Origin of the sequence: Dyadobacter sp. 676, from assembly GCF_040448675.1 — a bacterium.
Classification (GTDB): domain Bacteria; phylum Bacteroidota; class Bacteroidia; order Cytophagales; family Spirosomataceae; genus Dyadobacter.
This window is the reverse complement of sequence record NZ_CP159289.1, coordinates 6,188,208-6,210,355: the sequence shown is the minus strand read 5'-3', so window position 1 is coordinate 6,210,355 and position 22,148 is coordinate 6,188,208. Positions and strand designations below refer to the sequence as shown.

Here is a 22,148-nt window from a genome sequence, read left to right as displayed (position 1 = left end):
TCTATCTTCGGTCAAACACCCAGGCTCCAACCTTCGCGATAGGTACGTTTTACCCATTGGTTCACTTCGTCGAAGTTGGTTACCTTCATGTTTTTGTAATCCCACAGCATTTTCAGATTCGCGCCAGGGTAATCGTAACCGTTGCCGGTTGCGCGTGGTTTAGGCATATCGGCACCACGAATGGCCAGGTTTGCCATCAATATAGCCTCGGTCAGCGGGCCAGCTTTTTCAAACGGCGAGCTAAGTTCCATATTGCCGTAACCGGCGATACAGCCTTCCACCCATTGCGCATAGTGCCCTTCGGCTGAGCCCGGTACCCGCGGGAATTTCTGTTTCACCTTCACTTCCTCCATCCTCGAAAGCGGCAACAAGCGTGGATTCGCCGCATATTCACTCGCCATCATCTTGCCTTTAGTACCCACGAAAAGGATACCGCTGTTGCCATCGCCAAACAGCTCGTTAGGCCCAAGCTCCTCCGGGCGTTCGGGTTTAATACCGCCGTCCATCCAGTGCATTGTTACATTTCCCTTCGTTTTGGAAGTTTTAGGGAAGGTAAGCGTGGCATGGCTCGATGGCGGGCAACTGTCGGGAAAAATACCCCTTTTACCAAACGCTGTAAATACGCTGCCTACGCTCGCCTGCATATCCAATGCATATTTCAGGTCCAGGATACGGAACGGTGCTTCCATCAGGTGGCAGCCGAGGTCGCCCAATGCGCCTGTCCCGTAATCCCACCAGCCACGCCAGCTGCCGGGGATCAGGTTATCGACGTAGTCCTTGTAAGGTGCCGTGCCGAGCCACAGGTTCCAGTCGAGCTCCTTCGGAACGGGCGGCTTGTCGGTAGGCCAGGGAATACCCTGCGGCCATATGGGGCGGTTGGTCCAGATATAAACCGTGTGGACATTACCGATAATACCCGCATCGTGCCACTCGTGTAGCTGGCGCACGCCGTCTCCCGATGCCCCCCTGGTTGCCCATTTGGGTTACCACTTTGTATTTGGCGGCCGCTTCGGTAAGCATCCGTGCTTCATAAATATCGTGAGTCATCGGTTTTTGCACGTACACATGCTTGCCCAGCTGCATGGCGGCCATTGCTACCACGGCATGTGTATGATCGGGCGTCGAAACCGACACTGCGTCAAAATTTTTGGATTCCTTTTCAAACATCTCCCGCCAGTCTTTATAGTACTTGGCCTGAGGAAAGTTTTTAACGGAAGTGGCTGCACGTCTGTCGTCCACATCGCACAGGTAACCGATATTGGCCTTACCGCTTTTGAAGAAATTGGCGATGTCGGACGTTCCTTTTCCGCCTACGCCAACTCCCGCGACAGTCAGTTTGTCGCTCGGCGCCACGTATCCTTTGCCCAGCACGTGGCGGGGAACGATCATCAGACCGGCTGCCGTACCCGCGGCAGCTTTAATGAAATCCCTTCGCGAAGAAGAAGGCAGCTCTTGAACGGTATTCTTTTTTTCCATGTACGTGATTTTTTGATTTAGGAAATGGACATACAGATTACAGGTTCTTTACCCAAGTTTACTACTCGTCTAAGCATTTTTTTTCAAGTATTTACTCGGAATATTGCAAAAGCGGCGAAATAGGAACGGAGCGCGCCGCCGGGAAGCCGGATAATCCATTCAACGAGCTGGTCCCGATGATATATTTTCTCACTCTTTTCGGTGATCGTCAGCGAAATTCAGCCGGCGACCTCGCGTAGCACGAAGCGTTTTAGTATCACGAAGCTATCGTAAGCCAAATAGGCCGTCAACCCTACCGGGACCAGCAAAATCTCCTTTAATCTTCCGTCAGGAAGCCTGAAGACGATGGCACTGATAGCAGTGGTGATTGTCGCTATGACTTTACTTTTGGGATAAGGTGCCGGTTGCCTTGGCCGCCCGGACATTATTCGAGCACGTCTTGAATCTCCTGGGAGAGGCCGTCCCGGTGATGCCGCCCCAAAGTGACCGATTTCCCGGTCCGGGGATTAGTGAGGACAATGTCCCCATAAAACAGATTGTAAACGAATTTTCCTGCTTTGAAGAGAACCAGAGCCGCTGTGGCTATCAGGATGGCCGTGGAAAGAAAACTTCGTAAATGTTAATCGAATCACTAATTATCCTGCGGCTTCGGTCATGCGGAATTGCCTGCGATAGCCGGCGGGTGTAAGGCCACCAAATTTGCGGAACTGCCTGAAAAAGAACGGCGGACTCTCATAGCCGCAGGCGAAGCTGATTTCGGCGACCTGCAGGTCGGTTTCAATGAGCATTTTGCAAGCCATATTGATGCGATATTCATTGAGGAATGTAAAAAGCGGCTTTTGCATCGTCCGGCTGAAAAAACGGGAGAACGCCTCCTCGCTCATGTGCACCAGCCCTGAAAGCGTCGCAAGGGTAATACGTTCGGCATAATGTTCCCGGATGTAGTTGTAAACCGTGTTGATCCGCTGGTTATCCTCATAATTAAGCGGATAGATAAAGCCCTGCTCGCAAAGGAAATGAATGTTTTTTTCGGCCGCCAATAGTTCGAGCACCTCCAGGAACTTCATCAGCCGGGGAAAAGGCTGCATTTCCAGCATGTCCGCAAGGATGGGTTTGATACGGCCGGCGACTTCCTGATCGAACCTTATCCCCTGCCCGGCCATTTGCAGTAAACGCCTGATCGATCTGAATTCCTCTACTTCCAGCCAGCCGCTTCCCAAGAACGCGCCGGGCCATTGTACGACGATCGAACTGGCCGGTCCCGCACCGTCCGGTGTGTTTTTCCAGCAATGCGGCAGGTCGGGGCCTAACAGTACGAGATCGCCGGCTTCGAAGCTTTCCATACTGTTGCCCACATAACGGATGCCTTCGCTTTTCAGGATCAGCGTCAGCTCGTATTCCGGATGGTAATGCCACGGTGCATCGAACTCGCTCACCTCGTAGCCGAAGATCCGGAACGACGAATCCGGCATGGGCTGGAATGCTTCAAATTGCGCTTTCATAGTGTCTTATTGGCATTTTTATACCCTATTTAGAGGATATTACTAATCAACCAATCAATATTAATACAAAATAAGTTATTTATTAGTCAAAATCGGCAAGCCGGTCAAAACCTGACTTCCGTCATATTTGCATTACTGAAACTAAACCCGAAATAGCAGGTATGGAAGTAGCCACCCGAGATCTTTCGCAATACCACGAGCTGGTATCCGACCTTTTCAAACAGCCCGCCACTCGGGAAGAATGGGACCAGTACCGGCTCAGTGACGAGCAGGTCGCATTCTTTCATGAAAACGGTTATTTATCCAATATCAAATTACTGGACGACTGGCAGGTCGACGTTTTAAATGAAGAGCTCGCCTCGATCACGGACCCTTCGCACCCGGGTCATCATTTATATTATGAATTCCATTCCAACGAATCGGCCGACCCGGATGCGGTGTTGCTGCATGCGTTGGGAGCGTGGCGTGTGACCGAAGGCTTTCACGACGTGCTCTGGAACCCCGCTTTCGTGATGGCGGCAAGCCAGTTGCTGGGGAACAAGGCTGTGCGGTTCTGGCACGATCAGCTTTTCTGTAAACCGGCCCGGCACGGTGGTGTGGTGGCATGGCATCAGGATTACTCCTACTGGACCCGCTCGGTACCGATGCAACATCTCACCTGCTGGACCGGCCTGGACGATTCGCTGATCGAGAACGGGTGCCTGTATTACGTACCCAAAAGCCACCGTTGGGGCCTGCTCGACAAGCCTGAGCTGGCCGGCGACATGGAGGGGCTCATGCGATACCTTTCCGAAGAACAGAAAGCCGAATTCAAGCCGGTTCCAATCGAAATGAAGCGCGGCTACGGCACATTTCACCATCCATTAATGGTACACGGTTCATACGAAAACCGGTCGGAACGTTCGCGACGGGCGTTTGTGCTGAACGTATTTGCGGACGGCACCGCATCGGATACCAACTCACCGCTGCTCGACGGCGTTCCGGTGATCCCCAAAGGCGAGAAACTGAAGGGGCAATTTTTCCCGCTGCTTTTTGATGTATAACGCTACTATTCCTAAATCCTGATCAAATGCTGCACACTTGCCAGTAAACGCCGGTCTTCCGGCGTTTTTCTTTTTTAGGTAACTTAAAATACGGTAGCCGGAACGCGGATGCCGTGTCCGCCTGTTTCGATTCTTCCTGCAAAGTGGCGCCGACAGCGATCCGCTATGCCGACCCTGACTTTACCATACGAATTTCCATAATCGCCCCAAGCCCATTCCCGGTTAACGCCCCCTATTTTCACGCAGGCCGGATTTTACGTTCCGTTAATCCGCAACAGGCTACCGTTTAAGAATTCATACAGACATAGTCGTTACCAAACCGGAAAACCGGCGTCTAAACAGGAAGAAACAGGGTAAGATGTTTACCAAATCTGTAAACTTTTTCGTATCTTCATGGGGTATTATTGTCTACCTAACTCCAAAAACACGCCTGGTGGACCACTATCGAAAATATGGTTTTCAACACACCGGCACCACCATGTTTACGGATACAGACAATTCTAACATCATAATCGACAAATACTAGTGAGAATAGCGACCAGGAAGGAATTAAAGGTTATTAAGAAGTTGTTCGAACAACACACACCGGAGGAACTGGCTGACGCTTTCGTGTTTCCAATTCATCCCGACGACGTCAAGCAAGCGAGGAAAGACCTGGAAGCGTTTCGCGTCATGCGCGAAAACGAAATTGCGAACCAGTCCCCGCAGGAAAGAACTAAAAATAAAATATACCAGATCAAATATCAGATCCGGGATTTTATCGACAGCGACGACGGTAAACCATACTGGAACTTCCCATACTTTTTGAACGAATACATCCGTGCGCAGGGAAAAAAGGACAAGGAATTCGCAGGAGACGTGGATGTGAAATCATACGTACTGAGCCAGTACCTGAACGGGCACCGCAACCCGCCGAAAGAATTTCTGATCAGGTTGGAACTGCACTCCAACGGGTTGATACCTGCCTCGTGGTGGTTCAGGCTTTTACAAAAAACGAAAGAAAAGGAATTAATGCAGGACAATGCGATCCGCGAACGCGAGCGTAACCATGTCAAAAATAAAATCGAACTCGCGCTTTAAACGGTCGTTAATGCGGATGAAACCCCTTTTCACTTTTTACAAAATCCTGCTTGTGGCTGTCCTTTGCGGCATTCTGTTTACATCACAAGCCGCCGATACGCTGCATGTAGAGGGTGGCAAAATTTCCGGAACGACGAGCGCGGATGGCCGGATCAGCATTTATAAAGGCATACCGTTTGCCGCGCCCCCGGTGGGCGACTTACGCTGGAAAGCCCCTCAACCGGTGAAGAAATGGAACGGCGTGCGGGCATGCAACCAGTTCGGGCCAAGCCCGATGCAGGGCGACCCGGTGCCGTTCAGCATGTGGAGCGCCGAGTTCCTGATCCCCAAAAGGCCGATAAGCGAAGATTGCCTCTATCTGAATGTTTGGTCTGAAAAATCGGAAAAAACTGTCAGGAAGCCGGTGCTGGTGTGGATTTACGGCGGAGGCTTTGTTAGCGGCGGTGCTGGGTGCCCCATTTACGATGGCGAAGCAACGGCCCGGAAAGGGGTGGTTTTTGTCAGCATTAATTATCGTGTAGGCGCATTCGGTTTTTTCGCGCATCCGGAACTGACAAAAGAATCAGGCAGAAATACAGCCGGCAATTATGGTTTGATGGACCAGATCGCTGCTTTGGAATGGGTTAAAAAGAACATTGCACAATTTGGCGGCGACCCCGGCAATGTGACAATCGCGGGCCAGTCGGCCGGTTCGATGAGCGTAAACTGCCTTGTCGTGAGCCCGCTCGCGAAAGGTCTTTTCAATAAAGCGATAGCGGAAAGCGGCGCCGGTTTCGGCAGGAGTTATCCGTCGCTGAAAGAGGCGGAAGAAGCCGGGCACCAGGCCGGCGAAAAGCTGAATGCGACTTCGCTCGCTGCATTACGGAAACTCCCGGCGGAAGATATCCTGAAAAACATCACGACCTATCGCGGTCCCATTATCGACGGGTTTGTTCTTCCCGACGCAATCAGCGCAATTTATCAGGCCGGAAAACAAAACCCGGTCATCCTGCTTACCGGCTGGAACCAGAACGAGAATGCGGTAGCCAAACCAAAGAGTGCCGCCGATTTCCAAACACAGTATAACCGGCAATACGGCACGGCCGCACAGACTTTCTTTCAATATTACCCCGCACAAAACGACGAACAGGCAGCACATTCGCAGAACGAGCTGGCTCGTGACGCCACCTACGGGCTGCAAAATTACTCCTGGGCAATGGCACAATCCCGGCAGGGTAAGGGCTCATACCTCTACCGGTTCACACGAAGATTGCCCGCAACAGGCATCTATGCGAATTATGGTGCATTTCACACCGGCGAGGTAGCTTATGCGTATGATAACCTCCGTTTCATCGATCGATCGCTGCGCCCACTCGATGCCGTAGATGATCAGATCTCCCGTGTGATGTCGGCGTATTGGGTAAATTTTGTCAAAACAGGTAATCCCAACGGTCCCGGACTGCCCGAATGGCCCGCATTCAATCCGAATACGCCGCAGATGATTTTACTTGGGGACGAAATAAAGGCCGGGCCGCTGACCGAGCAACCGGCACTCGATTTTTTGATCGAACAGGCCGGCAAACGGTAGAATTCACCGCTACCGGGCTTAAAGCGATTGTAACCAGTCAAAACGAACAGGCTTCCCATGCGTATCGACCGAAAGACTTTCATTCAAAAGATTTCACTTGCTGCCGGAGCGGCATTTCTCCCGGATTTTTCACAAGCCGATGCACATCCCCGGAAAAAAGTCGAAATGAAGCTCGGTTTTGTAACTTACCTCTGGGGAAAGGACTGGGATGTGCCAACGCTGATCAAAAACCTGTCCGATACGCGCATTACCGGGGTGGAGCTGCGCGTCGAACATGCGCATAAGGTAATGCCCGACCTCACGCCCGTGCAACGGCAGGAAGTCAAAAGGCGGTTCGAAGACAGTCCGGTGAAGATCGTGGGCCTCGGTACCAACCAGCAATACGATTATCCCGATCAGGAAAAACTAAAAGCGTCCATCGAGCGCACCAGGGAATTTATACGCCTCAGCGCGGATGTGGGAGGCACGGGCGTGAAAGTAAAACCCAATGCGCTGCATAAAGAGGTCCCGAAGGAGAAAACACTGGAACAAATCGGTCTGGCGCTGCGCGGGTTAGCCGGCTATGCCGCGGATTTCGGGCAACAACTACGGCTGGAAGTACACGGCGAGGAGACACAGGAACTACCCAATATCCGCAAAATCATGGATTATGCCGATCACCCGAATGCCGGGATCTGCTGGAACTGTAACAAACAGGATCTGAACGGACAGGGTTTTCAATATAATTTCGACCTCGTCAAAAAGTACTTCGGAGATACCTGCCACGTCCGCGAACTCGACCGCACCGATTATCCCTATCCCGAACTGATCGACAATCTGGCTAAAATGGATTACAAGGGCTGGGTACTGCTTGAATGCCACACCAATCCCGACGACAAAATACAGGCACTGAAACAGCAACGCCAGGTTTTCGATAAAATGACGGCTAAATATTAATCGCGTCACCAGCGCACCGCCTTGAATTTCCCGGCCGGGCACTTTTTTCTGCATTTCAATTTCGTCGTCGCGTTTTTTGAGACGCAGGTAATATAGTTCTGGTGCAATCTCGCCAATGCTTCACGGTTCAGCTCTATGCCTAGGCCGGGGCCCGTGGGCACCGCCACGCTCCCTCTTCGAATTGTATGCGTCCGCCCGCGATCACCTCGTCGTTTCGCCAGGGCTAATAGGTATGAGCGGTAGGGGACAGTCGGCAATGCGGCGCCAAGATTGTACCATTGCCGCCAGGGAATACGTACACCGACACCTTCCCGGTCTGCACCCGCACTGTAATATTCCGGTCGTTATCAAAGCGCCGCACCACGAACCGGGTGCCCAGCACTTTATAAGTAAGCTCCTTTTACCTGTCCGACAGACTGTTGAGCACTCCTTTCCGATCCCGTTCCTGTGCAGCCTCAGTCCCGAATGGAAAAGATCGGGATAGTACCCCTGCATGATATTCGTCAGCGCGTGCATGTCGCCCGAATGGGAATCGTTTCAAAGTCTAAGCTTCATTGGGCGTAATGCGTGGTCTCATCTTGTGATAGCTTTCCCTTTTTCTACATGGGACTTATTTCCGGCATACACACCTCATTATTTTCATATTTTTTATTAAATAATACAAAAAACCGACCTCTCGCTTCATATGCATACTGCCGGCACCATTGACAAGCCGTACATATCTCCGTAAATTGTGAGTAACTCCTGTAAAAATGAGCCGACATTATGAGAAAACTGACCTCGACAAATTACTACAATCAGACGTTCCTGGAAGAGAAATGCACATTGAACGAACTGATCAACCTGCTTAGCAAGCGGTGGCTGACCGAAGTGATGTTCAGTATCGAAGAAGGCAACAACCGGTTTTCGATATTAAAAGAAGACCTCAAACACATCAGCGACAATATTTTAGCGGACCGGCTGAAACTGCTCGAACAGCACAAGCTGATCATCCGCAACGACAATTTTCGCGAAGTGCCGAGCCGTGTGGAATACTCGCTGTCCGAAACGGGTTACAAACTCAGCGAACTCCTCGACGGTCTCTGCCATTTCTCGGAGACCGAAATGGAATTTCCCGAGTAGCCCTTCACAAAGACCGCCCGCCCGGTCCTTAACAATTGTTAACAGTACTTCGGAAATTGTGAGTGCGTTAGTTGAAAAAAGCGGCAAAAGAGCCTACACCGCCTAACCCGATCACCAGTACATGGGCCCGGCTGAGTTTCACAGGTTTTCCCTCCGGTCAGCAACTCCGCTCTCCGGCCGCTCATTCGAACGGATTGACGGCGTACATCAGATGCCTTGCCGATATTTCGTGGGAATCGATATGCGCTTTGCCTTTGTAGTTGCGTACCCTCAGGTTGTCCTTTCCCTGATAAACAAAGGAAAGCGTCGCCACAGGCTGCCCGATATTGAACATCTTGGAGCCCTTTTCGGTGTAGGCCCCGGCAAGTTCCCTCAACAAAGCGGCATCGGGAAATTCGAGGCATTTCAGCGTAAAACCATCGATATCGCCGTCCCAGTTCAGGTAAAGCAGATGGCGCTGACCGGGGGCTATTTCAAAGTAAAAATTGAACCGCCTCTGGCCATCGAATGCCGGTGAAAGTTGTAATTCCTTCGATTCGGGAAAATAAGTTCGGATCTCTTCGCGCAGGTAATCGAGTGAATGCATGCCGGTACGTGGGTGGTGTCTTTCAATTCGTGTATAAACAAATATATCCAGCCTTCGGTAGAATTTCAAGGTTCACCCCGGAAACAGTTTGGTTATATGCTTAAACGTTTTACCAAGCGGCAATACCTTTCCATTCAGCAGCCGGATCATGTTGCCTTCAATGTAATGCACGAATTTTTTGTTCAATATGAACGACTTGTGTATCCGGATGAACCCTTCGGCCGGCAATTGTTCCTCAAAGCTCGCCAGCGTACGCTGCGTGAGCAGAAAATGGTCCCGTGCCCACACTTTTACGTAGTTGCCCAGGCTTTCGAGATAATACACCTCGTCCAGCCGCATTTGTACGAGCTTCTTGTCCGATTTGATATACAATGGCTCGGGCTCATACGGCGCGGCCGGGGTGGTGGCTGTGGCTTGCCTTCGCATGGTGTGCTGTTCCAATGCCCGGTTCGCTGCTTTGAGGAACCGGTCGAAACGAAACGGCTTCAGCAGGTAATCCACCACTTCCAGCTCAAAACTTTCCAATGCGTGCTCTTCGTAAGCCGATGTGACCACGACCAGCGGCCTTTGATTGAGCGAACGCAGAAAATCGAGACCGCTGAGTTTGGGCATGCGGATGTCCAGGAAAATCAGGTCCACAGCGTGATGGTTCAGAAACGCGAACGCCTCCGTTGCGAGGTAGCATTGGCCGGCCCTTTGCAGAAAGGGAATGTCCTCCATATAGCGAAGGATCACATCATGGGCCAGCGGCTCGTCGTCGACAATCAGGCAGCGTAGTTTCATAGCAGGTCAATTTCGAGGCTGGCGACAAACACGCCATCCGCCGCCCGGGTAGCCAGCCGGTGCTTAGCGGGATAGAGCAGGGCCAGCCGTTTTCGCAAATTAGTCAATCCGATGCCGGTATGCGCATCCGGTGCCGGTTCGTGGGAATTTTTACATGTAAAATGCACCGAATGCCGGTCGGCTTTGAGACTGATAGCCAAAAATGAAGGCCCTTCGGCATTTTCTACGCCGTGCTTGAACGCATTCTCGACGAACACGATCAACAGCAGCGGGGCTATCGCTACCGAACCGTCTTCGATTTCCTCATCCCATTGCAGGTCAAGGCTCTTTTTGAGCCGGATTTTTTGCAATTGCAGGTAATCTCTCAGGTATTTGACTTCATCTTCCATCCGCACGAACGGTTCCCGGGCCTTGTAGATTACGTAACGCATCAGCTCCGAAAGCTGCAAAATAGTCTCCGGCGTCAGCTCCGAGCGTTGCAAGCTCAATGCGTACAGGTTATTAAGGGTATTAAAAAAGAAATGCGGGTTCAGTTGCTGTTTCAAAAGATCGAGCTCTGCCTGCGACTTCTCATGTTGCAGGGCGGTAATGAGGCTGTTTTGCCGCGCCCATTGGATCGCCAGCAGTACCGGAAGGCTTATCAGCAGCACCAGCATCGCCCCGAATGCGTTCTCGGCCACAAATGGATTGGCCGAAAACACACCTCCGAGCACTTTGCTCAACGGCAGGCTGGTCAGTAGCTGCCCCCAAAACGGATAAAAAACGCCAATCAGGGCGGCGGCATAAAGGAGGTAATGTAAAATACCCCGTTCCTTCAGAATATGCGGCACAAGCCAGCGACTGTTGATGTAAAAGAAAAAATACCCGGCTAGGTACATGGTCAATAGTTGCAGGGAATAGCCGGCAAACGTCGGAAACCGGGTCGCTATTTTCAGAAAATCCATTTCAAAGCCGATGAGCAGTTGCGTGCCCGTGTCGTACGCCGGGTTACCGAGACTCGACACCGCCATCGCGCCGAGTAGCAATGCAAGCGCGGTAATACTGATCAGCACCGCCTTTTCCAAACTGAGCCTACGTATCCATTTCATCCGGTACCAACGCCCGGAGTACCGGTTCTCCGCCACCAGTACGCACTCCATTACCGCTACGCAGAGTCCACCGGTGAATACCACCCCCCCAAAGCGGGCGTCCGGGCACCATCAGCGCACCCGACAGCATCGATAGCAACGGCAAATATCCTAGAAAGCACGCAAACCAGTACCGGCGGTTTCGGCCTGCAAAACGCCCCTCCCCGCTTCCCTCGCGCACCCAGGTGACCAGCAGCACCGGCGACCATATCATGACCAAAATCAGCAGCGACTGAAAATAGGCCGGCCATGGGTCGTTCCGTCCCATCGTACTCCCGACCGAAATCCAGCAGAACAGCCCTACGTAGAGCCACGTATCGCTCCGGCGCGCCAATGCACCACCCAATTTTCCGATTGCCACCATCCTGCAAATAAACCGGACGGCGCGCTCGCCCGCAAAAATTAATGACGACCGTCGCGATTTTGGTGATAATTGTAAAAAACCGTAAAACCAGGCGGATAAACGCCTTCATCACCGTTCTGCCTGCTTTGCTCATAATTAATTGAGTACATAACAGCCGACATCCATCTTTGGGCGGAACTTCAAAAGCCATGTCATGCAAAGATTGAGAATTCAGGAACTTTCCAAAACCTATCCTAACGGCATCCGCGCCCTGGACGGCGTTTCGCTCGAAATACCGAACGGCCTGTTCGGTTTGCTCGGTCCCAATGGAGCGGGTAAATCGACCCTCATGCGTATCCTCGCTACGCTTTCCTCGCCCGACGGCGGACGGATCACCTTCGACGGACAGGATGTCGGTCGGGAAACCGCGTGGCTGCGGGGCAGGCTCGGTTACCTGCCACAGGACTTTGGCGTATATCCGGGCGTCTCCGCAGAAAGTTTGCTGGACCATCTGGCCGTATTGAAAGGATTGACCCGCAAACCGGACCGGCGGGAACAAGTGGAAGCCCTCTTGCTACGAACCAACCTCTACCGGCACCGGAAGCAGGCGGTAAGTACGCTTTCCGGTGGAATGCGCCAGCGTTTCGGTATCGCGCAGGCATTGCTGGGCAACCCGCAACTGGTGATAGTCGATGAACCCACCGCCGGGCTGGACCCTTCGGAAAGGCACAGCTTCCACGATCTGCTGAGCGAGATCGGGGAGCAGATCGTCGTGATACTCTCGACGCACATTGTCGGCGACGTGCATGATCTTTGCCCGCGAATGGCGGTATTGGCCGGAGGAAAAGTGATTCTCGAAGGCAAGCCTGAAACCCTCACACATTCACTACAAGGCCTTTTGTGGCGCAAAACCGTGACGCCGGCAGAGCTTGCCGATTTGCAAACCGCCGTTCGTGTCATTTCCACGCGCAGGGTCGCGGGGCGCATTCAGGTGCATGTGCTGTCGGACGAGCGGCCGGGCGGCGGTTTCGAGGCGTTCCATCCCGGGCTGGAAGATGTTTACTTCGCCATATTGCAGGGCGGAGGCCGAAAGGAGGTATCGCCATGCTGACAGCCGCTTTTCGCTTTGAAATACACTACCATTTCCGGCAGACGACCTTTCGCATTGCCGCATTGCTTTTCCTGGCACTGGGGATCGTGATGCCTTTCGGTAACTTCGGCGGCGCAGAAATACACCGGAATGCACCGCATGTGACCCATTTCATCATTTGCCTTCTTTCGCTGTTCACCATTTTCGTCGGGACGCTCGCGTGTGCGGCGGTAGTCCTGCGCGACAGCCAGCATCACATGGAGCCGCTTGTATTCACCACCAGCATCGGCCGCCGTCCCTATTTCGCTGCGAGGCTGCTGGGATTAATGGGGGCGGTTTTCCTTATAATGTGCCTCGCTACGCTGGGTGCCGCTGCCGCAACCCTGATAACCCCGCCGGAATACCTCGGGCCCTTTCGTTTTTCCTATTATCTAATGCCCTTACTGACTTTCGGTCTGCCCGGCGTTGTATTTTGTTGCAGCATCGTATTTGCCACGGCAATGCTCACACGCAGCACGCGGCTTGTGTACGCGGCAGGCGTTTTCCTATTCATTATCTATCTTACGGCCTCCATTCTGGGCAATTCGCCGGTTATGGCCGGTTCCATCCCGGCGCCTGGCGGCCCGCACTGGTTCCCGGTGCTGATAGACCCATTTGGTTTCACCGCATTTTTCGGAGAAACCGCGAACTGGCCCGTATGGCGGCGCAACCAGGAACTATTCCCCTTAACTCCCATATTCATCACCAACCGGCTGCTATGGACCGGCTTCTCCCTGGCCGTGCTGGGAATTGCATACAGCCGCTTTCGGTTCAGGGTTTTACAGGAAAAAGACAACAAGGTAAACGGGACCTCGGAAACACACGCTGCGCCTTCAGTTCTCTACCGCGCTGTCAGCCCGCACATAAACCGGCCATACTATCACCGGCTGACCTTTCTGCGGATATTCGGTCTCGAAACAACAGCGCTTTTTAGTCCGGTACCAACAGCCCTGATCTTTGCATTGTGGGTATTTTTCAATGCCGTGGAGCTGTTTGAAAACCTTACCCAGGGCCCTTACGGCGTAAGGAGCTATGCTGACAGCGGAATATTGGCCGAGCAGCTCACAGCCGTACGCCCTGCCCTGCTGCTGATTGTTTTTTATGCGTCCGAATCGATATACCGCGAAAAAACAGCACGGATACAACCGCTGATTTTCGCTACACCGGTTTCCGTAACCATCTTTGCCATCGCCAAATGCTTCGCCTTGATCGCGTGGACCACGACTTTGATCACCGTCCATATTGCCACCGGTGTAGCTGTACAATGGTTCTCGGGATTCGAAACTTTTGAATGGGGCACCTATTTGTCTGTCTATTTCCACGCGGGTTTCCCGCTTGTACTCTTTACAATCCTGATCGTTTTCGTTCAGACAGCCGTGAACAACAAATACCTGGGAATGCTTTTGAGCGGTATGATAGTCGGCGTTTTTGTTTTCGGCAGGAAGTTTGGGCTCGAAAGCTACCTGGTGCGGTTCGCCGCCGCTCCGCGTTTGCGTTATTCCGGCTTTGACGGATTCGGTCATAGCGGTTCGTCGTTTCGCTGGCATATGCTGTACTGGACGTGGATCGCACTGGCGCTCGCGGGGCTCGCCACGCGCACGTGGCCTCGGCACACGGGGGAAAAGCGGCGCATCGGCCAGGGCGTCATGCCGGGCATCCGGGCCCTGGCATTCGGCGGTATTTGTCTCCTTTTGGCGATGGGTACCGGTATTTATATGGTATACAAAGGCGGCTTCTCCGCCCGTAGCCGCACCGGCGCGACGAACACGGAATGGCAGGCAGGTTATGAACGCAAATACAAGCCGCTTGCCGGCCGGTCGCAGCCGGTCGTTACGGCCGTCGATCTGCACACGGACCTTTTTCCTGCCAAACACTATTATACCGTAACAGGCGCTTTGCGCATTAAAAACAAATCGAAACAGCCAATCACAAAGCTACGGATCGGAATTGACCCCGAGGTAGAGCTGGTGGAAATGCGTGTTGAACGCTGTGCATTCATATCGTCGGACGACACCTTCGGGCAGCATTGGTACCGCCCCGAAAAACCGTTCCTGCCCGGTCAGGAGTTGACCGTCCGGTTCGCGATCCGTGCCGACCGGTCTCCATTCAAGGCTTTCAACAGTGAGCATGCCGTGTCCGAAAACGGTTCTTACATCGAATTGGAAAAATATCTCCCGTATTTTGGTTATCAGCCGGCTTACGAAATCGAAGACCCTGAGCGGCGGCGGCTAAACGGTCTGGGCTCCCGGCAAACGATCATATCCACCGATCACGACTACCATTTTATTCATTTTCAAAACATTATCTCCACCGAAGCCGACCAGCAGGTAATTACCGCCGGCACACTGGTGAGCACCCGGACGAATGCCGGCCGAAAATATTTTCACTACTGGTCCGCAGAGCCGATGCCCTACATGTTCGCATTGAGCTCCGCCCGCTATATCCTGAAAACCAGCCAATACAATGGCACCACGTTCCGGATTTACCACCATCCGCAGCATCCGCAAAATGTGCCTGCCATGATGCAAGCCATGAAGGACGCGCTGGACTATGGCCGGGCAAACTTTGGCCGTTACCCGCGCCGTGAGCTTACATTGGCCGAAATCCCGCATTATCCCGGTTCGGCAACGGCCTATCCGGGGGGTTATTTTCAGTCAGGAACGGGCCAACTTCAGAAGCAATCCAGGCAATAGCTCGGGTTTCAACTTTGCCTATGCCACGACCGCCCACGAAACGGCGCATCAGTGGTGGGCCGGGCGCGTAGCGGCACCGGCAGGACCGGGAGATGCTTTGCTGACGGAGTCGCTGGCCAAATACACCGAGGCGGTAGTGACCGAAAAGCGTTTCGGGAAGATGTACCTGCGGCCGTATCATGTGAAAGACTCGCAGCTCTATTTCGCTTACCGCAGCGCCGCGAGCGAAAAAGAGCTGCCGCTCTGGCAAACCGTGAACCAGCCTTTTGTTTACTACCAAAAGGGTGGCCTGGCATTGTTCCGCCTGAAAGAAGCCCTGGGTGAAGCGCATATGACCCGCGCCCTGCACGAACTGGTTGAGCGCTACGGTTACCCGGCCCGAAAGCCGGGCCCGCCCACCGTTGTCGATGCACTGAAACGCGGAGCGAACGCCGCCCAAATCCGGCTCATCGACGAGCTCTTCAAAAAAGTTATAGTATTTGACAATGATATTAAAATACTATCCAGCAAGCCGTTATCAAATAACAGACAATTACTGGTCCTGGAAATCAACGTCCGCAAAACCGATGAAACCTCGGGCAAACCAGTGCCGGTAACACCCGATGACGATATCGATATTGCCGTTTTCGACCGGGAAATAGTGCCTGATACCGCACCGCCCGATCCTGTTTACCTCCAACGGCATCATTTTTCCAAAAGGCGGTCGGTCGTTACCATGGCGGTACCGCGAACGGCGATGACGGTCGTGCTCGACCCGCTGTCCACTATGCCCGACATAAACTACCACGACAATAGCGCGACATTAAAATGAGTCCGGACGGAACTTTGGAAAGTATATTCCCCTTTCCAGATTATCTATATCGGGCATTTGTATGGAACTCATTTTTGAAAAAGACATTCAGGACTCGTTCCGGATCAGGCATTTCGTGCGGAACGAGCGAATCGACCACGTTCCCGAACGGCTGGCCTATCACCGGATCCTTTTGTTACAGGAAGGAGCCGGTGTGATCGAAATCGACGGTGTGCGGTTTGAACTTACCGGAAAAACGCTTTTCCTGGCCTCGAAAGGGCAACTTTGCCGGTTCCCCGAACCATGTACGGTTTCGGGCTACGAGCTGAATTTCGGAGATTGTTTCTGGCAGAAGGCCCCCCGACAGCGCGAGTAACTGTAAGGCCGTTCTGTTCAATAACGCGGCTGAGAATCAGCGATTGGCCGTCAATGACGCGTCCTTTACGGAGCTGCACTTCCTGTTTCAGACATTGCTGCAAGAATTTGAAAAGAAGGACTACGTCAACAAGCTCGACGCATTGGCGGCTTATCTCAAAATCATCATGATCAAAATCGCAAATATCCGTGCGGAGGCAGGTACGGGTTTTGACAATCATGAAAAACAATTGTACAGAAGCTTTATCGAGCTTGTCAGCCGCAGGTACCACGAAATGCATGAAGTTGCCGAATACGCCCGCGAGCTGAACATTCCCGCCCGGCGGTTGTCGGATGTCTGCAAACGCTGCGCGGGCAAAGGCGCGAAGGAGCTCATCAACGGGCAGATACTCGCCGAGGCGAAACGTTCGCTGCAATTTTCGTCCCGGCCGGTGAAGGAAATCGCCTATCACCTGCATTTCGGTACGCCGGAACAGTTCAGTCATTTTTTTAGAAAGAATGCAATGATGTCGCCCCAAGAATACCGCACACAGTTCGTCAATTTTGGCAGGTGATCTGCGGAAACTGACATTCCCCCGCGATGGATGCGGACGTAATTTTGTCGAAACAAAAAAAAACACAACATTATGTCTGTCAACGCATTGCATACCATCGCGGGTATCCGTATACCCGATAGCCGGCTGGCCAACGACGCCACGGACCTGCTGCTCGAACATGGCACGGAATTCATTTACAACCACTCTTTACGCGTTTTCCTGTTCGCCTCGCTGAATGGCCGGCGCGAGAAACGGAACTACGACCCGGAACTGCTCTATATCAGCGCGGTATTCCACGACCTCGGCCTGGTGCCGCATTACAGCAGCCCCGACAAACGTTTCGAGGTGGACGGGGCCAATGCCGCCCGCGATTTCCTGAAAAGTAACGGCCTGCCCGACAAATCGCTGCAACTTGTGTGGGACGCCATCGCATTGCACACGACGATCGGCGTGGCCGAATACAAGGAGCCGGAAGTCGCATTGCTCTATTCGGGTGTGGGGCTCGATGTAATGGGTGAAGGCTACGAACACCTGTCGGCCGCCGACCGTGAGGCCATCGTTGCCGCATTTCCGCGTAACGATTTTAAAAACAGGATCATACCTACTTTCTTCTCAGGGTTCGCGCATAAAACGGATACCACTTTCGGCAATATCAAGGCCGATGTGTGCGCCTACATGATTCCTAATTTCGAACGCAAGAACTTCTGCGATTGCATTTTGCATTCGCCGTGGAATGAATAGGAACCGCACAGGTCTGGTACCTATTTCAGGAAACCCTGCACTTCCCCGACAATCGATTCAAACAGCTTTTTCGCGCTGGTATGCTTCAATACCGGCGCGATCTGGCCGCCCCAGAACATAATGAGGTCGTATTGCTGCTTGTCGGCCGCGGCTTTGCGGAGCGGTACGACAAACTGATTTTGCAAAGGAAAAGGAAGCAGCTGATCGTTGCGGCCGGCCAGGGTTTCGGTATAACGGCTGCGGATACCGCGGCCTAAACGGCCTGTCGATACCTTGGTAAGCGTCGTGTAACGTGCCGCGTCCGAGTGGAGCAGGTTACGGTGGTATTCGCTCGCACCCGACTCTTCGGTGGCCAGAAACGCCGTTCCTATCTGCACGCCTTCGGCCCCGAGCGTCAATGCGGCCGCCACGCCACGGGCATCGGCAATGCCGCCGGCAGCCACCACGGGGGGTTTTCACTTTTTCACGGATTTGCTGCACCAGCACAAAAGTGCCCGTCAACGACGCCTCCGCCGATTCCAGGAATGACGGACGGTGCCCGCCCGCTTCGAATCCCGAGGCGATAATGACGTCGACACCCGCATTTTCGAGCGCGATCGCCTCGTCGAGGGTGGTGGCATTACCGATCAGTTTAATGTCCTTTTTCCGGAAATCGTCAAGGACCGTTTGCGAAGGCACACCGAAAATAAAGCTGAAAACCGGCGGCTTCGCAGCGAGCAATGCCTCTACCTGATTCCCGAAGCGCGACGGGTAAGCTTTTGGCTTCGCGGGAAGCGGCACTCCTACCTCATCGAAAAACGGCTTGACCAGTGCGGCCGCTTTTTCAAATACCTCATCGGGAATTTCGCCGGAAGGAAAATCGCTGTCCGAAACCCAGAGGTTGATGTTATAAGGCTTATTCGTCGCCTGTTTGAGCTCTTTGTCCAATGCAACGATTTCGTCGGGCGTGAGCATGTATGCGCCATAGCCGCCCATGCCCCCGAGATTGGAGACCGTCGAAACAAGTCTGACAGACGACAGGTTACCCCCGAAAGGGCCTTGCAATATCGGAAATTCGATTCCCAGCGTGCGGGAAACTTTGGTTTGGTTCCACATAATCCAGGCTGCGGGCGGTAAGTGAAACCCGCGTCGCAAATTAAACAGAGAAAACGATCGGTACTATGTGACCTATGTCACATTTTTAGCCTGGCTCGATGCGTGGTACAACCTGCTTAGCGTCTCGCGTGACACGCCCAGGTAAGAGGCGATCAGATGTTTCGGCACGAGCTGGAAAAGTGCGGGGTATTGCGCCAGAAGTTCTTCATAACGTTTCCGGGCATCGTTCGTCATCAGCGAAAGCAACCGTCTCTGTGCGGCGGCGTAACCCCTGTTGGTCCGCCAGCGGAAAAAATGCCCGATACCTGCGATTTCACGGCACATTCTTTCCCTGTCGTCGGACGAAATCGACAGGACCTCCGCGTGGGCCACGCAATCCACATTGACGGACGCCCTGTGATGGTTATACAGCGCGTCGTAATCCGAGGCCCACCAGGTCGGCATGGCAAATTGCAGGATCGTCATTTTCAGTTCGTCGTTCAGGAAATAGGTTTTAAGACAACCGCTGAGCACGAAATATTCCTGCGTCACCACATCTCCTTCGCGGATAAGGGCCTGTCCTTTCCGAAACGACGCGGGTTTAAAGCAAGCATAAAAAGCGTCGAACTGCGCTTCGGTCAGTTCGACGCTTTTGGTAACATGATCTTTCAGGATTTGCCGGGCGTTCATTTCCATTTTTTCAACCCTGAAATATAAAAATGTTTGCCGTAAAATGGCTCACCGGTATTCCAGCCAGGTGGTAGCCGTGCAGGCTTTGTCGGTTTTGAACCTGACCCAACGGGCCGAGAAGTCCCCGGGAAAGGTAAACGAAATCGGCTCCCCGGGCTTTACCGTAAAGGTTTTGTAAAGCATCCAGGAGCCATTCCCGACCGGATCGGCTTCCAGCGTAAACGTTACAGCCTCTTCCGCATTATGGGATAATTTCAGTTCCTTTTTGTCGTAAAAACCAATCAGATAAGGGTCCGAACTCTGGCCGGCACTCACCTGTGTATTCTTCCATGGACCGCCACGGCCGACGGGCTTACCCAATTTCCACAGGTCGTCGATCGCGCCGGCCCATACCGCCGCCCCCTTATCTGCCGAAACGATGATATGCCCGCTGTTCTGCATCGACGTCGGGTCGATTCCCGTCATCACCAGCAGGCCACGGTACGATGCGTAGTCGTGAATACGCAGGTTATGCGACGATACGGGCCGGATTTTGGCATAACCATCGGCATTCTCGGCAGGCAGCTCATAGAACGTACCATGGCAGTTGAACAGGTCCCGCTCGGTGGCTACTTCCCGGCAAATCCGCAGTGCGGCCTGATTGGTAAGGCCGGTAAATGCCTCGTTCCCAAGCGGCAGGCGCCAGCGGCGGCCCTTGTCATCGACAATCAGCACGGAGGAAGCCTCTACCGCCACCACCTGTTTCGGGATAGCGAACCTGGATTTAATCAATGCGTGCGTTGCGGCATCGGCCTGCTTTACGAGCTGCATGTTGCCGTCCAGCTCGTAATAGCCGGCGTCCTGCGCTTTGCCGTTTTTCAGGTCCATAGCCGCCACACCCAGCACGCGCCGGTTTTCGCCCAACCCATACAACAACCCGCCATGGCTTTCCGGGGACGTCACATTACTGAGCCCTTTGAAAATCAGATCCATGGTATTCGTTCGCTGGTCGTTGGAGGTGTAGGTAAAATGAACTGTGGCCCGGGTGGCATTATCAGGCCGCACGCGCACCCATTCGCCGGCCTCCGCAGCCGCGAATGCGACGTTGGAGGCCATCCCGGCACCTACTTTCACGGTTTTCAGCACCGACCATTCCCCGTTTCCTTTTTTATCCACTTCAAAAACAAAACTTGTCTCGTTCCCGCCTTCGTTCCGTATCCAAACGGCCCGGTGCGCCCAACCGGCAAAGAGGAACGGCTCGGAAAGCTGACCGGCGCTGACCGCCTCGTTCAGCCATACCGATCCCTCCGCGGCATTGGGGCCGAGCTCGTCGGGCAGGTTAAGGGGTGTAAACCAGAGATTGGAATTGGACTGTCCCGGGCCTTCTATCCCGCCCTTTGCTTTTCTTTTATTCAAAAATTCGCGCTGGGCCGAATCGTCGCACCCGAAAACAAGCTGGTTGTTCCAGCGGGTAAAATCGCCGATCACTTTCAGATAAGCCGATCGCGGGCGGATTCCGGCGCTGTTGGCCGCATTAAACTGCCCGGGAAACTTCCAGAACATGCCGTGCATGGTCATCAGGTAATCCGGTTGCTGCGCGGTACCGACGTCGCGGATGCGCGGCCATTCGGTGTTCCAGCCATGGGCGCCGTCGTAGGCGTGGCTCGCCTTGGGAAGCCTGTAAAACGTCCATTTTCCTTCGCCGCGAACACCCAGCAAAACCGACTTATCGTCCCAGCCCGTAGCCCAGATGGGGTCCGTGGCGGGATTGGAATTGCCATAAATGCCACCGGGCCCGGTAACTTCCACAAACTGGTTTCGGCGCACCACCTTCCAGTCCTTGCCATCCCATTCCGAGAGCGAGCCCGATTCGATATCGAACTGGATTTCAGCCTGCCGGCCCGGCTCGCCGTTGTTGGAATACACAGCCACGCCCTGACCCGAGTAAAAGCCTTTCCCATGGGTGCCCGGCAGCAGGCCCTTGGTTTGGTAGGTAGCCTTGTCCGCTTCCCGGTTGCGGTCTACATTGCCGTCCTCGAACAACATTTTGGGGGCAAGCGTTTTCACATCCACTTCATAAAAACCCTCTTCCATGGTACCGTAGAGGATTTTTCCTGCCGGATCTGTCAAATGGCGTGCGTTCCCGGTATGGCGGCCGGGCATCGTTTGGTAGGGAATCGTGCGTACCATACCCATTTCGTCAATCGCGTACGGGCCGATAAAAAGCTGGCGGCTTTCGCGATGGATCATGCGGTTGGCGGGCGTGCCGCCGATGCTTTCGGGCCGGATAGTCTGTTTCAGGTCGGTGCTGATCTCGTACAGCTTGTCCGACGACCCGAACGGCAAATGCGGGCCATAGGTAACCGCCCAGAGCTTCCCGGCCCAGGGCACCACGGCGCCGGTACCGCATTCGCCCTCGTTGTTATACATTGCCAAATGCGGATAAATGCCGCTGTATGAAGGATACGCTTTTTTTGGGCGATGCCCGGCTGGCTTAGAGCGATTACCGAACCAACCAGGAATGCCCACACACGGTTTCTGTTCATTGAAAACATCATTATTCTGAAATCAAAAGG

The 22,148-nt window shown here is 53.4% G+C and carries 20 protein-coding genes and 1 pseudogene; 11 read left to right on the top strand and 10 right to left on the bottom strand.

Annotation, left to right across the window (positions count from 1 at the left end):
- Positions 1-11: 11 nt before the first annotated feature.
- Positions 12-1,476: pseudogene (locus tag ABV298_RS27200) on the bottom strand (Gfo/Idh/MocA family oxidoreductase).
- 635 nt (positions 1,477-2,111) lie between these two features.
- A complete protein-coding gene (locus ABV298_RS27195) occupies positions 2,112-2,978 on the bottom strand; it encodes an AraC family transcriptional regulator (protein ID WP_353719284.1) in 867 nt (288 codons plus the stop codon).
- 161 nt (positions 2,979-3,139) lie between these two features.
- On the opposite strand from ABV298_RS27195, the gene ABV298_RS27190 reads away from it, so the two are divergent.
- The 5 genes from ABV298_RS27190 (at position 3,140) to ABV298_RS27170 (ending at position 8,726) form a co-directional block, all read left to right on the top strand.
- Positions 3,140-4,021, top strand: coding sequence for a phytanoyl-CoA dioxygenase family protein (locus tag ABV298_RS27190; protein ID WP_353719283.1), 882 nt, complete (start codon positions 3,140-3,142; stop codon positions 4,019-4,021).
- A 525-nt stretch (positions 4,022-4,546) separates the two neighbouring features.
- Positions 4,547-5,101 (top strand): hypothetical protein, encoded by a 555-nt coding sequence (locus tag ABV298_RS27185; RefSeq protein ID WP_353719282.1) that lies wholly within the window; start codon positions 4,547-4,549, stop codon positions 5,099-5,101.
- Between the two features lie 10 nt (positions 5,102-5,111).
- A complete protein-coding gene (locus ABV298_RS27180; RefSeq protein ID WP_353723258.1) occupies positions 5,112-6,668 on the top strand; it encodes a carboxylesterase family protein in 1,557 nt (518 codons plus the stop codon).
- A gap of 57 nt (positions 6,669-6,725) precedes the next feature.
- Entirely contained in the window at positions 6,726-7,604 is an 879-nt protein-coding gene (locus ABV298_RS27175; protein ID WP_353719281.1) for a TIM barrel protein, read from the top strand.
- A gap of 765 nt (positions 7,605-8,369) precedes the next feature.
- Positions 8,370-8,726, top strand: coding sequence for a helix-turn-helix domain-containing protein (locus ABV298_RS27170; protein WP_353719280.1), 357 nt, complete (start codon positions 8,370-8,372; stop codon positions 8,724-8,726).
- A gap of 181 nt (positions 8,727-8,907) precedes the next feature.
- On the opposite strand, the gene ABV298_RS27165 is transcribed toward ABV298_RS27170, so the two are convergent.
- The 4 genes from ABV298_RS27165 to ABV298_RS27150 all read right to left on the bottom strand — a co-directional run bounded on the left by ABV298_RS27165 (position 8,908) and on the right by ABV298_RS27150 (position 11,583).
- Positions 8,908-9,312, bottom strand: a complete 405-nt coding sequence (locus ABV298_RS27165) for a hypothetical protein (RefSeq protein ID WP_353719279.1) — start codon at positions 9,310-9,312, stop codon at positions 8,908-8,910.
- Positions 9,313-9,384: 72 nt separating this feature from the next.
- Positions 9,385-10,095 carry a LytTR family DNA-binding domain-containing protein gene (locus tag ABV298_RS27160; protein ID WP_353719278.1) on the bottom strand — a complete coding sequence of 237 codons (711 nt, stop codon included), beginning with the start codon at positions 10,093-10,095 and terminating at the stop codon, positions 9,385-9,387.
- A complete protein-coding gene (locus tag ABV298_RS27155; RefSeq protein ID WP_353719277.1) occupies positions 10,092-11,183 on the bottom strand; it encodes a sensor histidine kinase in 1,092 nt (363 codons plus the stop codon). Before ABV298_RS27155 ends, ABV298_RS27160 begins: the two co-directional genes overlap by 4 nt.
- Positions 11,167-11,583 (bottom strand): hypothetical protein, encoded by a 417-nt coding sequence (locus ABV298_RS27150; RefSeq protein ID WP_353719276.1) that lies wholly within the window; start codon positions 11,581-11,583, stop codon positions 11,167-11,169. Before ABV298_RS27150 ends, ABV298_RS27155 begins: the two co-directional genes overlap by 17 nt.
- A 196-nt stretch (positions 11,584-11,779) precedes the next feature.
- On the opposite strand from ABV298_RS27150, the gene ABV298_RS27145 reads away from it, so the two are divergent.
- The 6 genes from ABV298_RS27145 (at position 11,780) to ABV298_RS27120 (ending at position 17,829) form a co-directional block, all read left to right on the top strand.
- Positions 11,780-12,676, top strand: a complete 897-nt coding sequence (locus ABV298_RS27145; protein WP_353719275.1) for an ABC transporter ATP-binding protein — start codon at positions 11,780-11,782, stop codon at positions 12,674-12,676.
- A complete protein-coding gene (locus tag ABV298_RS27140; protein ID WP_353719274.1) occupies positions 12,670-15,387 on the top strand; it encodes a hypothetical protein in 2,718 nt (905 codons plus the stop codon). The genes ABV298_RS27145 and ABV298_RS27140 overlap by 7 nt, the downstream gene beginning before the upstream one ends.
- Positions 15,278-16,198: a M1 family aminopeptidase gene (locus ABV298_RS27135; protein ID WP_353719273.1), complete on the top strand. Its 921-nt coding sequence runs from the start codon at positions 15,278-15,280 to the stop codon at positions 16,196-16,198. The genes ABV298_RS27140 and ABV298_RS27135 overlap by 110 nt, the downstream gene beginning before the upstream one ends.
- Before the next feature lie 61 nt (positions 16,199-16,259).
- Complete coding sequence (locus tag ABV298_RS27130; RefSeq protein ID WP_353719272.1) at positions 16,260-16,553, top strand: hypothetical protein; 294 nt, start codon at positions 16,260-16,262, stop codon at positions 16,551-16,553.
- 43 nt (positions 16,554-16,596) lie between these two features.
- Positions 16,597-17,106, top strand: a complete 510-nt coding sequence (locus ABV298_RS27125; protein ID WP_353719271.1) for a helix-turn-helix domain-containing protein — start codon at positions 16,597-16,599, stop codon at positions 17,104-17,106.
- A gap of 72 nt (positions 17,107-17,178) precedes the next feature.
- A complete protein-coding gene (locus tag ABV298_RS27120; protein ID WP_353719270.1) occupies positions 17,179-17,829 on the top strand; it encodes an HD domain-containing protein in 651 nt (216 codons plus the stop codon).
- A 20-nt stretch (positions 17,830-17,849) separates the two neighbouring features.
- Here ABV298_RS27120 and ABV298_RS27115 read toward each other — a convergent pair whose 3' ends face one another.
- The 4 genes from ABV298_RS27115 to ABV298_RS27100 all read right to left on the bottom strand — a co-directional run bounded on the left by ABV298_RS27115 (position 17,850) and on the right by ABV298_RS27100 (position 22,002).
- On the bottom strand, positions 17,850-18,239 hold the full coding sequence (locus ABV298_RS27115; RefSeq protein ID WP_353719269.1) for a nitronate monooxygenase: 390 nt from the start codon (positions 18,237-18,239) through the stop codon (positions 17,850-17,852).
- Entirely contained in the window at positions 18,145-18,924 is a 780-nt protein-coding gene (locus tag ABV298_RS27110; protein WP_353719268.1) for a nitronate monooxygenase, read from the bottom strand. Before ABV298_RS27110 ends, ABV298_RS27115 begins: the two co-directional genes overlap by 95 nt.
- Before the next feature lie 72 nt (positions 18,925-18,996).
- A complete protein-coding gene (locus tag ABV298_RS27105) occupies positions 18,997-19,599 on the bottom strand; it encodes a Crp/Fnr family transcriptional regulator (protein ID WP_353719267.1) in 603 nt (200 codons plus the stop codon).
- A gap of 42 nt (positions 19,600-19,641) precedes the next feature.
- Positions 19,642-22,002: a hypothetical protein gene (locus ABV298_RS27100; RefSeq protein WP_353719266.1), complete on the bottom strand. Its 2,361-nt coding sequence runs from the start codon at positions 22,000-22,002 to the stop codon at positions 19,642-19,644.
- Positions 22,003-22,148: the final 146 nt, after the last annotated feature.

Excerpts from the sequence above, each read along its gene's own strand:
- ABV298_RS27195 (WP_353719284.1), bottom strand. The coding sequence starts at position 2,978 with ATGAAAGCGCAATTTGAAGCATTCCAGCCCATGCCGGATTCGTCGTTC.
- ABV298_RS27140 (WP_353719274.1), top strand. The coding sequence starts at position 12,670 with ATGCTGACAGCCGCTTTTCGCTTTGAAATACACTACCATTTCCGGCAG.
- ABV298_RS27180 (WP_353723258.1), top strand. The coding sequence starts at position 5,112 with ATGCGGATGAAACCCCTTTTCACTTTTTACAAAATCCTGCTTGTGGCT.
- ABV298_RS27170 (WP_353719280.1), top strand. The coding sequence starts at position 8,370 with ATGAGAAAACTGACCTCGACAAATTACTACAATCAGACGTTCCTGGAA.
- ABV298_RS27160 (WP_353719278.1), bottom strand. The coding sequence starts at position 10,095 with ATGAAACTACGCTGCCTGATTGTCGACGACGAGCCGCTGGCCCATGAT.
- ABV298_RS27165 (WP_353719279.1), bottom strand. The coding sequence starts at position 9,312 with ATGCATTCACTCGATTACCTGCGCGAAGAGATCCGAACTTATTTTCCC.
- ABV298_RS27110 (WP_353719268.1), bottom strand. The coding sequence starts at position 18,924 with ATGTGGAACCAAACCAAAGTTTCCCGCACGCTGGGAATCGAATTTCCG.
- ABV298_RS27100 (WP_353719266.1), bottom strand. The coding sequence starts at position 22,002 with ATGTATAACAACGAGGGCGAATGCGGTACCGGCGCCGTGGTGCCCTGG.
- ABV298_RS27120 (WP_353719270.1), top strand. The coding sequence starts at position 17,179 with ATGTCTGTCAACGCATTGCATACCATCGCGGGTATCCGTATACCCGAT.
- ABV298_RS27130 (WP_353719272.1), top strand. The coding sequence starts at position 16,260 with ATGGAACTCATTTTTGAAAAAGACATTCAGGACTCGTTCCGGATCAGG.
- ABV298_RS27190 (WP_353719283.1), top strand. The coding sequence starts at position 3,140 with ATGGAAGTAGCCACCCGAGATCTTTCGCAATACCACGAGCTGGTATCC.
- ABV298_RS27145 (WP_353719275.1), top strand. The coding sequence starts at position 11,780 with ATGCAAAGATTGAGAATTCAGGAACTTTCCAAAACCTATCCTAACGGC.
- ABV298_RS27175 (WP_353719281.1), top strand. The coding sequence starts at position 6,726 with ATGCGTATCGACCGAAAGACTTTCATTCAAAAGATTTCACTTGCTGCC.
- ABV298_RS27155 (WP_353719277.1), bottom strand. The coding sequence starts at position 11,183 with ATGAAATGGATACGTAGGCTCAGTTTGGAAAAGGCGGTGCTGATCAGT.
- ABV298_RS27105 (WP_353719267.1), bottom strand. The coding sequence starts at position 19,599 with ATGGAAATGAACGCCCGGCAAATCCTGAAAGATCATGTTACCAAAAGC.